The organism is Bordetella hinzii LMG 13501, from assembly GCF_001548475.1.
Taxonomy (GTDB): Bacteria; Pseudomonadota; Gammaproteobacteria; order Burkholderiales; family Burkholderiaceae_B; genus Bordetella; species Bordetella hinzii.
Genome location: NZ_LRUJ01000022.1, coordinates 64,213 through 76,307, shown reverse-complemented (window position 1 = coordinate 76,307; position 12,095 = coordinate 64,213). Strand labels below are relative to the sequence as shown.

At 66.2% G+C, this 12,095-nt stretch carries 7 protein-coding genes and 1 pseudogene; 4 read left to right on the top strand and 4 right to left on the bottom strand.

Translation table 11 applies throughout. The annotated features are described in order from the left end of the window. A pseudogene (locus tag AXA74_RS15110) lies at window positions 1-331 on the top strand (class II fumarate hydratase); the annotation flags it as partial. A gap of 7 nt (window positions 332-338) precedes the next feature. Here the strand turns inward: AXA74_RS15110 and AXA74_RS15105 are convergent. Beyond that, window positions 339-1,307, bottom strand: a complete 969-nt coding sequence (locus AXA74_RS15105) for an AEC family transporter (RefSeq protein ID WP_032959524.1) — start codon at window positions 1,305-1,307, stop codon at window positions 339-341. A gap of 147 nt (window positions 1,308-1,454) precedes the next feature. Between AXA74_RS15105 and AXA74_RS15100 the strand changes: the two genes are divergently transcribed. Then, window positions 1,455-2,435: a tripartite tricarboxylate transporter substrate binding protein BugE gene (locus AXA74_RS15100; RefSeq protein WP_029581521.1), complete on the top strand. Its 981-nt coding sequence runs from the start codon at window positions 1,455-1,457 to the stop codon at window positions 2,433-2,435. Between the two features lie 59 nt (window positions 2,436-2,494). On the opposite strand, the gene AXA74_RS15095 is transcribed toward AXA74_RS15100, so the two are convergent. Beyond that, the gene (locus tag AXA74_RS15095) at window positions 2,495-3,397 is read right to left on the bottom strand and encodes a LysR family transcriptional regulator (protein ID WP_029581520.1); all 903 of its coding nucleotides are present in this window, start codon (window positions 3,395-3,397) and stop codon (window positions 2,495-2,497) included. A 94-nt stretch (window positions 3,398-3,491) separates the two neighbouring features. Between AXA74_RS15095 and ggt the strand changes: the two genes are divergently transcribed. Continuing rightward, window positions 3,492-5,240: a gamma-glutamyltransferase gene (ggt, locus tag AXA74_RS15090; protein WP_032979130.1), complete on the top strand. Its 1,749-nt coding sequence runs from the start codon at window positions 3,492-3,494 to the stop codon at window positions 5,238-5,240. 3 nt (window positions 5,241-5,243) lie between these two features. On the opposite strand, the gene AXA74_RS15085 is transcribed toward ggt, so the two are convergent. Further along, window positions 5,244-6,845, bottom strand: coding sequence for a ShlB/FhaC/HecB family hemolysin secretion/activation protein (locus AXA74_RS15085; RefSeq protein ID WP_029581518.1), 1,602 nt, complete (start codon window positions 6,843-6,845; stop codon window positions 5,244-5,246). Window positions 6,846-7,306: 461 nt separating this feature from the next. Here AXA74_RS15085 and AXA74_RS15080 point away from each other — a divergent pair, with 461 nt between their 5' ends. After that, window positions 7,307-11,236 (top strand): two-partner secretion domain-containing protein, encoded by a 3,930-nt coding sequence (locus AXA74_RS15080; protein WP_032979128.1) that lies wholly within the window; start codon window positions 7,307-7,309, stop codon window positions 11,234-11,236. Here the strand turns inward: AXA74_RS15080 and purU are convergent. Beyond that, complete coding sequence (gene purU, locus AXA74_RS15075) at window positions 11,233-12,081, bottom strand: formyltetrahydrofolate deformylase (protein ID WP_029581516.1); 849 nt, start codon at window positions 12,079-12,081, stop codon at window positions 11,233-11,235. The two genes, AXA74_RS15080 and purU, sit on opposite strands and share 4 nt — an antisense overlap. Window positions 12,082-12,095 lie beyond the last annotated feature (14 nt).

The following is a 12,095-nucleotide window of genomic DNA, read 5'->3' as shown; positions in this document are numbered from 1 at the left end:
TTTCGAGCTCAATGTCTACAAGCCCCTGGTCATCCACAACTTCCTGCAATCGGTGCGGCTGCTGGCCGACGGCATGGCCAGCTTCGACGCGCACTGCGCGCGCGGCATCGAGCCCAACCGCGAGCGCATCGCCGAACTGGTCGAGCGCTCGCTGATGCTGGTGACCGCGCTGAATCCCCATATCGGCTACGACAAGGCCGCGCAGATCGCCAAGAAGGCGCACAAGGAAGGCCTGTCGCTCAAGCAGGCCGCGCTGGCGCTGGGCCATGTGACCGAAGCGCAGTTTGCCGAGTGGGTGGTCCCGGGCAACATGACCAACGCCAAAGGCTAGGGGGCGCCTAGCCCAGCATCAGCCATAGCGGGATGGTGGCGGCCGACAGCAGGGTGCCCAGCGACAGCAGGACGGCCACCATGCGGCCGTCGCCGCCCATGCGCATGGCCAGCACATAGCTGGCCGACGCCGTGGGCAGGGCGGCGAAGAGCAGCAGCATGCGGGCCTCGAGGGCGGGCAACTGCAGCAGCCGCGCCACGCCCATCGCGACCAGGGGCATGGCCAGCAGCTTGACGGCCAGCATCCAGCCGATCAGGCGGCCATGGCCCCGGCCGCCCTCCCAAGACAGGCCGGCGCCCACGCACAGGATGCCCAGGGCGATGGCGGCCGCGCCCAGGCGCCCCAGCACGGTGTCCACCGGGCCCGGCAGGGACAGCCCCGCGAGGTTGCAGGCCAGGGCCAGCAGCGTGGAGACGACCAGGGGATTGCGCGCCAGCTCGCCCAGCAGCTTGTTGCCGCTGTGGCGGGCCAGTCCGCAGACCGCGGCGATATTGCTCATGGGGACCGCGAAACCGATGATGAGGGCCATGACGGTCTGGCCGGCCGCGCCGTTCAGGCTGGCCGCCAGGGCCAGCCCGATATAGGTATTGAAGCGAAAGCCGCATTGCGCCGCCGAGGCCAGGGCCAGGGGCGCGGGCTTGAGCAGCGGCGCGGCCAGCCAGGACAGCGCCGCGCCGGCCGCGATCATGGCGAAGGCGGACTGCAGCAGCAGCGCGGCATTGCCCGCGCTGATGGGAGTGCGCAGGATGGACTGGAAGAGCAGGGCGGGGAACAGAACGAAATAGACCAGGCGCTCGCAGCCGGCGAAGAACTCGCGCGTGAAAGCCAGCTTATGGCGCAAGGCCCAGCCCAGGGCGACGAGAAGAAAATCCGGCAGGACAAGCAGGGCGACCGACATGACGCAGCGCAACACATTATGTATTTGAGGAGGCTGAATCCTACCGCGGGCCCGCAATTTGCTGCTATTCTCCGAAATCGAGCGCACGCTGCCCGGCCCCCGGGCGGTGACAGACGCAGATCGCGTTCGCCAATAATCACACAGACACAGGCCGTCTACAGACGGCCGATTCCGCACATCGGCGCTGCTCACGCGCGGCGCTGCCTATCAGGAGGAAACACACCGATGATCAAAGTACGCACTCTCGTTCAGGCGATGGCCGTGGCCGTGGGTTTTGCCGCCGCCGCCGGCGCGCAGGCGGCCAACTACCCCGACAAGCCCATCCGCGTGATCGTCCCGTTCGCGCCCGGTGGCTCGACCGACATCATCGCCCGCATCGTGACCCAGCGTATGGCCCAGGAGCTCGGCCAGCCCATGGTGGTCGAGAACAAGGGCGGCGCCGGCGGCGCCATCGGCGCGGCCGAAGCCGCCCGCGCCGCGCCGGACGGCTACACGCTGTCCATCGCCACGGTGTCGACCATGGCCGTGAACCCGGCCTGCCGTCCCAATGATCTGCCCTACGATCCGATCAAGGACTTCCAGCCCGTCACCAACTTCGCCAACACGGCCAACGTGGTGGCGGTCAACCCGAAGTTCCCGGCCAAGGACTTCAAGGGCTTTCTTGAAGAGCTGAAGAAGAATCCCGGCAAGTATTCCTATGGCAGCTCGGGCACCTGCGGCGTGCTGCACCTGATGGGCGAGTCGTTCAAGATGGCGACCGGCACCGACATCGTGCACGTGCCCTATAAGGGTTCGGGCCCGGCCGTGGCCGACGCCGTGGGCGGCCAGATCGAACTGATCTTCGACAACCTGCCGTCCTCGATGGCCCAGATCCAGGCGGGCAAGCTGCGCGCCATGGCGATCGCCTGGCCCAAGCGCATCGACGCCATCAAGGATGTCCCGACCTTCGCCGAAGCCGGCTTCCCCGTGCTGAACCAGCCCGTGTGGTATGGCCTGCTGGCGCCCAAGGGCACGCCGATGGACATCGTCAACAAGCTGCGCGACGCGGCCGTGGTCGCCCTGAAGGACCCCAAGGTCCTGAAGACGCTGGATGACCAGGGCTCGGCGCCCTCGGGCAACACGCCGGAAGAGTTCGCCAAGGAAATCAAGGAACAGTACGACTGGGCCGCCGACGTGGTGAAGAAGCAGAACATCAAGCTGGACTGATCCCGGCCTGTTCGCCACGAAAAGCGCCGTATGCGAATACGGCGCTTTTTTTCGTCCGCTCATGCCGGGGCGGCGGGCAGCCCGGCGCGGTCCAGGGCCTGGCATTGCTCGCGCAGGCGGTCGACGAAGTCGTGATAGAGCGTGGGCAGGGGATCGCGGCTGCGCGTCATGACGCAGATGGGCACCCGCAGCGGCGGCTCCAGGGGGCGCACCGCCATGCCGGGGCGCAGCATGGCGCGCGCGGTGATGGCATCGACGATGGCCTGGCCGCAGCCGGCCTCGGCCAAGGCGCAGGCCACGTAATGGGTCTGCACCTGGATGGCGACCGGCGGCGCCAGGCCCTGGGCATCGAGCGCCATTTGCAGCAGCGATCCGGAGGCGTCGCGGGCATCGAGCACGATGAGCGTGTCCTCGGCCAGGTCGGCCAGGCGCGCCGGCCCCTGGCCGGCCTGGCGGCTCAGGTGCACCAGCGAGGTATGCCCCAGTTCGCTGCGCGTCAGGCCCGGATGCTCGTTGGTGTCGAAAGTGACGGCCAGGTCCAGTTCGCGGGCCAGCAGGCCCTGCACCAGCTCGGCGCTGTGATGGGTATGGATGTCGAAGGTCAGGCCCGGATGGGCATCCCGGCTGGCGCGCACCACGGCGGGCAGCAGGCCCAGGCCCAGCGCGGGCGCGCAGCCCAGCCGCAGGTGGCCATAGGGGCTCTCCCGCAGCGAGGCCGCCAGCCGGCGCACGCTGTTCAGGTCTTTGTTCAGGCGGGCGATTTCAGGGGTCAGGATGTCGGCTTCGCGCGTGGCGACGAGCCGGCCCTTGACGCGCTCGAACAGCTTGAAGCCGAGCTGCGCTTCGGCGTGCGCGAGCAGCTTGCTGGCCGCGGGCTGCGAGATGTGCAGCGCGGCGGCCGCCTCGGTCAGCGAGCCGGTGCGTCGGATGGCTTCGAAAATTTCGATGTGGCGCAGGCGCATGGCGATCCGGGGGAGGGGAAAAGGCCGATTCTATGTCGGAAGCGCGGGCTGCATTTTAAGATGGGCGCCTAGCCATCAAGCCGAGGTCGCTTCCATGTCCCATCTTTCCGCGAAATCCCCCGTCCTTGCCCGCCTGCTGCCGGGCGCCGCCCTGGCCTTGCTGGCCGCGGCGCCGGCCTGGGCGCTGGACGTCAATCCGGAAGCCGGCAGCGGCTATCAGGCGAAGTCCCTGGTGACGGCGCGCCAATACATGATCGCCACCGCCAACCCGCTGGCCAGCCAGGCCGGCGAGGCCATGCTGGCCCGCGGCGGCAGCGCCGTCGACGCGGTGATCGCCGCCCAGCTGGTGCTCAACCTCACCGAGCCGCAGTCTTCGGGCATAGGCGGGGGCGCCTTCATGCTGCATTACGACGCGGGCTCGCATGAGCTGGTCACCTATGACAGCCGCGAAACCGCGCCGGCCGCCGCCCGCCCGGACCGCTTCCTGCGCGACGGCAAGCCCATCCCTTTTGCCGAGGCGGTCAACAACGGGCGCGCCGTGGCCACGCCGGGTCTGTTGCGCGGACTTGCGCTGGCGCATGCCGACCACGGCCGGCTGCCCTGGGCGGAGCTATTCGCGCCCGCCATCGCGCTGGCCGAGCAGGGGTTCGCCGTGTCGCCCCGGCTGCATACCCTCATCAAGGACAGCCCGCAGCTGGCCGCCCAGCCCGCCGCGGCGCGCTATTTCCTCGACGGCCAGGGCAAGCCCTGGCCGGTGGGGCATGTGCTGCGCAATCCTGAATTCGCGCGCCTGCTGCGCCGTATCGCCCAGGAAGGCCCGGATGCCTTCTACCAGGGCCAGGTCGCGCGCGATATCGTGGCGGCGGTGCGGGGCCATCCCCAGCCCGGCGACCTGAGCGAGGCCGACCTGGCCGGCTATCGGGCGGTCCGGCGCGAGCCGGTCTGCGGGCGCTATCGCGGCTATCGCCTGTGCGGCCCCCCGCCGCCCAGCAGCGGCCCGCTGGCGGTGCTGCAGATATTGGGTCAGCTGGAGCCCTATCGGCTGTCGGGCGCGCAATCCCTGCGGACCGTGCATTATTTCGCCGAGAGCGGCAGGCTGGCCTTTGCCGACCGCGATTTCTATGTGGCCGATCCTCAGTTCGTGGATGTGCCGGTGGCCGCCATGCTGGACCCGGCCTATCTGCGCAAACGCGCCGCGCTCATCCATCCCGAGCGCAGCATGAAGCAGGCGCTGCCCGGCGATCCGGCCGGCCTGCTGCTGGCGCGAGCGCGCGACGATGCCTTTGAAGTGCCTTCCACCACGCACCTGGTGGCGGTGGATGCGCAGGGCGATGTGGTCTCCATGACCTCCACCATCGAATCGGCTTTCGGCAGCAAGATCTTCGTGCATGGCTTCCTGCTCAACAATGAGATGACGGACTTTTCGTCCTCATGGCGTGATCCGGAGGGGCGCCTGGTCGCCAATCGCATCGAGGCAGGCAAGCGGCCGCGCAGCTCCATGGCGCCGATGATCGTGTTCCGCTCGGGCAAGCCCTGGCTGGCGCTGGGCTCTCCGGGCGGCAGCGCCATCATCAACTATGTCGCCAAGACGCTGGTGGGCGTGATCGACGGCGGCCTCGATATCCAGGCCGCCATCGACCTGCCCAATATGGGCAGCCGCAACCGCGCCACCGAGCTGGAGCGCGGCAGTGCGCTCCAGGCCCTGGCGCCGGGGCTGCGCGCCCTGGGCCATGAGGTCAAGCTGGTGGATTTCCCCAGCGGGGTGCAGGGCATCATGCTGCGCGAGGGCCTGCTGGAGGGCGGCGCCGACCCGCGCCGCGAGGGTGTGGCATTGGGCCGTTGACGCTCAAAACTGCGCTTGCAGCGTCATGAAAACACCGCCGGACGCGCGGTGTCCGACATTGCTCGACAAGACCTTGGGCGCGTAGATCTGCAGGGCATTCTGCCCCAGTGCGATATTCACGCCCGCGGCCATGCTGGTGACGTAGGCGCCATCGGCGCGGCCATGGTCCAGGCCGATGAAGGGAGAGATATTGCCCACGGCGACCCAGCCGCGATGCAGGCCGGCATGGGTAATGTCGTACGAGAGGGTCGATGACAGCGATACGCCGTTGTCGGCCGCGACGGGCGAGAAGTCAAAAGGCAGGCGTGCGCGGCTCGGTGAATTGGCATAGAACAATTCGGACGAGGGCAGCGCGCCGCCGCCAAGGCGGTGCTGCGCGTTCAGGCTGACCCGGTATCGCAGATTGTGCGGCAAACGGTCCCCCACCTCGGCATGCGCGCGCAGGATGTTGAAGCGTTCCGCGCCATTGTAAGAAAGCGCGCGCGTGAAGGTGGCCGAGCCGCTCGTATGGAAGGCGGACTGCCGATGGCTGAAACCGGTGGACAGCTCGGCCGCGGTATAGCGATAGGTCTGCGCGCGGATGACGGTATCGTGGATATCAAAACGCGAATTGTTCTGATAGATGCGTGTGCCATAGTGAGCGAGCGTGTTGCCGATGAGCTGGTTGGCGCGCAGGCCGAAACCCAGCGTTTCGGTCTTGCGTTGCGCTTTCAGTGTCGCCCTGTCCAGTTGGAGCAGCGTCCGATCCATGGACTGGCTGTAGTCCATGGAGAGATCCATGCCCAGTACGGGGACCGAAAAGAACCCGCTATAAGACGTGAACTTGCGAGCATCGACGCTTGCCAGGTTGCCGCTATAGCTCAAGCCCAGGCTTTCGTTCAGGTTGAGCAAATTGCCGCCGATGATGGACGCCGTCCCGGTATAGCCGTAGAGGTCCTGTTTGTTGAAGTTGTTGATGTTCAGAATGGTCGTCAGGCGCGAGCGCTGCTGCTCGCGGAAGGACACATAGATGGTGTCGCCCACGTGGGCGACGTCCGCCTGGTAGCTGGACTCGCCGCTGTTGTTCAGCTGGAACAGCGCCAATCGGAGTTGGCTCAATTTGAAGAAGGCGCCATCCCGCAGGTGCAGGATGTTCTTTAATTGCAGGCCGTTGTCCTGCAGTTTGACGGTCTGCGGCAACAGTTCGATTTCCGGGCCACTCGCGGCCGTGCGCGGAGAGATGCGCAAGCGGAAGAAGACATAGTCGTCATCCACCATGCGCTTGGCGATGGCCTCTATCAGGGCCTGCCTGGGCAGGCCGCCCTGCTTGTCCAGCCAGGCCGAGCCCAGCAGGCTCACGGCTCGCGGGCCGAAGGCCGGCGCCGACCAAGGGCCGGTGTAGTGGTCTTCGATGGTGTAGAGCATTGACGGATCGAGCCCGGCCAGGGTGTCGGCGCGCACGCTTCGATAGGCCTGAGCGGCGGTTTCCTGGGCTTGTTTGCTGCGGTTGACGCTGCTTTCGGCGGATTCGCGTATGGACCGCATGATGTTGTCTTCGACGCTCTGGGCGTAGACATGTAGCGGCGCGAGCCACAGGCAGGCAAGAACGGTGTGGCGGATCTTCATGGCTAGACTCTCAGGGCGGTTCGCCCGAATGACGGCGACGTCTCCGGCCGGCAGGCAGCCATTTCGAGAAATCGCTAGTGGTTTCGGAAAATTCCATTGGTTTGCAAAGCGTCGAGATGATCAGCCAAGTCCGGCGGGGTCTGAGCGTTAGGGCCAAGAAATAGGACTCATGGAAGTGGTGCTGCGGGGGTGGCACGTACGGCGAGCATGCGAGGGAAAGGCCTGCGCGAAAACGCAACCTTCAGAAAGGAGTTGAGATGAAGCCCACTTCGGTCTGAGAAATTTCCTACATACATCGTCTGAGGCTGCGGCGATCATGCGGCATGCAGGAGGCCGGCGCGCTCGTAACGGAATCGTCTGGCCTCGATATACGTCGCCAATCTGGAACTCACATGAAACGCAAAACCATCAAATCACGTCACCGTTGGGCGTCTTTTCTGAGTTTGAGCCTTTGCGGCTCAATGTCGGTCTATGCGCAGGTCGTGCCGGTCAATGGAAGCAGTGTCAGCAACGTTGGCTCGGCGACGCAGATCGATATCGTCAAACCGGACGCGCACGGCACGTCTTACAACAGCTTCTCGGAATTCGAGACCTTGGGCGTGGTCATCAATAATTCGCGGACGAATACCGCCAGCAAACTGGTCGGCGGCGTCAAGCGCAATCCTGCCTTGGCTGGCGGCACGGCAAGCACCATCGTGCTGGACAATATCGGCGATGCGCCGATGCGCTTGAATGGCCTGGTGGAGATCGCAGGCGACCGGGCCGATCTGCTCATGGTCGGCCGCAACGGCATCGTCTGCAACAGCTGCGGGTTTATCAACACGGGCAACCTGACGCTCGGGGCGGGCGAACTGCGGCGCGACGCGGACGGCAAGCTGCGCCTGGATACGAGCGGCGCGCGCATCAATATTGGCGGCGCCGGACTGAGCGCGCCGGAGGCCAATGTCGCCCTGGTGGCACAGCAGATCGATTTGCTGGCGCCCATCTATGGCAAGGATGTGGCCTTGCATATCGTGAAGGGCCTGTATGGCGTGGAGGACGGGCGCACGGAATCCCTGGGCGAGGCCTTCGACGCCGAGCTGGGGGACTATGTGGGGGTTCCTAATATCTTGGCCGACGGCAGTATCACGCTCTACACCAATGCGCGCAGACTGGACGTGAAAAACGTAAACCTGTCGGCGACCGGCGACATCAAGCTGCAATCCGAGCAGGGCGAAATCGATGTCGAGTCCAGCCGCTTCAAGGCCAACGAGAATCTTGCCATGCAGGCGCAGACCCTGGATATCCGCAAGTCGGCCACCGATTCGCGCAACTTGTCGTTGCAAGGCGAGGCGGTCAAGAGCTATGGCATGTTTTCCGTCGCTGACGAAATCAAGGTGGCCGCCGGGCAGGCAAAGCTGGAGGCGAGTTCTTTCGACAGCCGCCAGGGCACGGCGCTGAGCGTCGACCAGTTGGAGCTGGCCTCGGTGAGGGTCAATGGCAGTCTCGCGATGACGGCCGACGTCCTCAAGGCGCGTTCTTTCGATGCGCAGGGGGAGCAAGCCCGCATCGAGGCGCGGGATATCCAGATGGAGGGTGGCGAACTGGCCTACCGCAAGCTGGCGATCGAAGGGTTCGAGCAGCTCTCCACGGACGGCAGCCGCTTGCGTGCCGATGCGCTCGCCATGAGCGCCGCTGGCGCGGACGCCACAGTGAGACTGGGGGGCGGCACGCGCGTGACGAGCGACAGCCTGGCGCTGGAGGGTATTGCTTCCTTGGAAAACGCGGGCGACATTACGCTGCGCGGCGGGCTGACGCTTGCCCATATGGATCAGGTCACCAACCGGGGCCGCATCCACGCCGCGTCGCTGGAGATCACGGGCGTGCGTGGCGCTGTGCGCAATGCCGGCGATATCACGGTCGCGGATAGCCGCCTATCCGGCGTGGGCGCCGTGGACAACGCGGGGCGCTGGACGTCGGAGTCCTTTGCCATGGCCGATAGCGGCAGCCTGGACAACACCGGAGACTTGTTGGCGGGCGAGCTGTCCGTGGCAAATTCGGAGGGCCTGGCCAATAGCGGGCGCTTGACCGCGGCCGACGCCCGCCTGACGGACGTGCGTACCGTATCCAACCGCGTGGGGGGCGAGTTCCTGGTGACGGAGACGCTGGAGACCGGCGCGGTGGGCCAGCTGGAGAACGCCGGCAGGCTGGCTGTCGGCACACTGGCCGGTTCGGTCTCGCGCACGGTCAACAGCGGGGACCTGGCCATCCGGAAGGCGGGACGCCTGCAGGGCGACAGCTTTGTCAGCACGGGCCGCCTGCTGGTCTCCGATGATGGCTTGAGCCTGGCGCAGGGCACGGTGACATTGTCCGGCGCCTTGCAGGGCAGCAGAATCGCGGTGGCGGCCGATGCGGTCACGCTGCGGCAGATCGACGCCGGCCTGGAAAGTGCTGATATCGAGGCTCGCGATCTCATCTCCATGGAGAATGCCCGGCTGGCGGCGGCGGCGCGGCTGAAGGCGGCGCGCGTGGAGACTTCGGAAGGTACGGTCTTGTCCGGCGACCTGACGGTCGCGGCCGGCTCTCAGCGCTATCGCGACACTGAAATCCTGGGGTCCAGGGTCGTCATGAGCGGAGAGGCTGACAGCGGAGAAATCCATGTCGAGAATGTGCGCCTGAAAGCGCAGGAGCATCTGGATATCGGTGTCACGCAGTCGCTCGAACTCAAGGCGGCGCAATTCTCCGGCGGCGAGTTGTCCATTGCCTCGGTCGGCAGCCTGCGGGCGAGCGATGATGTAACCCTCGAATTCGCACGGGCGAACCTGTCCCAGATCGCCGTCCTGGACAATGCCGGCAATATCGGCGCCGATGCCCTGGCGCTCGCGGACATCGGTTCGCTCGTCAATACGGGCAAGCTGGTGGCGGCGCGCCAAGGGCGCATCGATCGTGTCTCCACCTTGGACAACACGGGCGAAGTCAGCCTGGCCTCGGCCGCCGGCGAGGGAAATGGCGATCTGGAAAACCGGGGCAAGCTGGGCATCGGCACCGGCACGCTGGCATTTGCGCAATGGCAGAACCACGGTGACATCAAGGTCGGCACGGCAATGCTTACCTACGAGGACTTCGTCAATGCCGGCGGTACCGTGGCGGCCGCAGAAGATCTCACGCTGGCTGGCGAACAACTCCAGAACGAGGGGGTGTTGACGGCGCGCCGCGATCTATCCTTGCTGGGGCCGGATATCCGCAATGCCGGCCGTATCGAGAGCGGGCGGGATCTTGCGCTGGGGCGGGCCGCGGGGGAGGCGGGCGACGTCGCTCATCGGTTTGTCAATGTAGCGGGCGCCGGCAGCGTAACCGCTGGCCGGGACTTGCTGTCGCGCGTGGACAATTTTGTGTCCAAGGCCAGCTACCACACGGTAAGCCAAACGACGAACAGCACCGAATACCCCTCCTCGGGCACGTACGGCACTTGCCAGGGCAGTGGCCATGGCTCTTGCCGCGGCAATTTCAACGCCGCCGGGGGCGCCCAGGTGGTCTGGTACGGATCGAGAGGCGGCATCCCCGTCTATGGCGTCGCTGGACGCAATGGCGCCACGGTGACCACCACCACGCAGCGGATCGAGGAAGGCAGCTACCGTGATGCGCCCATCCGCGTGGGGCGCAATCTGGTCGCGGCGGCGAGCGGGACGGGCTCGGTGTTCGACACCCATGCCGCCACCCTGGAAGTGGGCGGCAGCGCATCGTTCAACGGCATCGAGCACCGGGATACCAGCGCTTTCGAGGCGACGGACCGCGTGCAGAAGCGATATTTCACGGATGTCTATCGTTGCTGGTCGGATGTCGCCTGCGTGAACAGCGGAGGCAACAACACCTTTCATGCCCGCGAAGGCAGTTACGATGGCCGCTCGCCGACCGACGTCACGGAGACGGTCTCGCGCACGGGCGGCCTGCAGGAAGATGTCGCCCTGTCGTCGGTGCCGGCGCCGGAGGTGGACCTGCCTGAGCCGCGTGTCATGGCGGCGCTGGAGCCTTCAGCCTTGCCGCCCTTCCCGGATATTGGCGGCATCGTGGAGGGCCGCCGCGCCGCGCCGGCCGATCCCGGCCTGCCGAGGCCGACGGACGAGGTCATCGTCACGCCGGTCGACCCTCAATCGCCGTTGCGGATAGCGGCCTCGGATTTCCTGTTTCCGGCCATTCCGGGCGAACTGCCGGAAAGTGAAAAGCGGCCGGAGATCTCGGATGACGACGAGCGCGGGTTCGACAGGATGAATTCGGTGCGCACCCGCGAGGATCAACTGGGACGATCCTGCCACGAGGTGGCGCAGAGCAACGATGCCACCACGCTGGACAGCAGCCAGCCGCGTCCGGAGTGCCGCATCGAGCTGCACTACCCGGAGCCGCGCGATAGTTAGCGGAAGACGACCGTCTTGTTGCGGTTGAGCAGGATGCGGTGCTCCACGTGGCTGCGCACGGCGCGCGAGAGCACGAGGGACTCGATGTCGCTGCCCACCTGGGTCAGGGCCTGCGCCGTCATGGTGTGGTCCACGCGCTCGATGTCCTGCTCGATGATGGGGCCTTCGTCGAGGTCGGAGGTCACGTAGTGCGCGGTGGCGCCGATGAGCTTCACGCCGCGGGCGTGGGCCTGGTGATAGGGCCGCGCGCCCTTGAAGCTGGGCAGGAAGCTGTGGTGGATGTTGATGGCGCGGCCGGCCAGGGCGCGGCACAGGTCGGCCGACAGGATCTGCATATAGCGGGCCAGCACGACCAGGTCGATGCGTTCGCGTTCGACCAGCGCCAGCACCTGCTGCTCCTGTTCGGCCTTGGTCTCAGGCGTGACCGGCAGATGATGGAAGGGGATGCCGTAGGAGGCCGCCAGGCCGGCGTAGTCATTGTGATTGGACACGATGGCCGCGATCTCGGCATGCAGCTGGCCGCTGCCCACGCGGAACAGCAGGTCGTTCAGGCAGTGGCCTTGCCGGCTCACCATGATGAGCAGGCGCGGCTTCTGGCGGGCGTCATGGATTTGCCAGTCCATGCCGTAGTCGGCGGCCATGGCGGCGAATTTTTCGCGCAGCGATTCGGCGCTGCCCGGCAGGTCGAAGTGCACGCGCAGAAAGAAGCGGCCCGTCTCTTCGTCGCCGAACTGCTGGGAGTCCAGGATGTTGCAACCGAGTTCGAACAGCAGGCCGCTGACGCGATAGACGATGCCCGTGCGGTCAGGGCAAGACAGGGTCAGGATGTAGTCGTTGTGCTGCATGTTCTTGTCGGTCG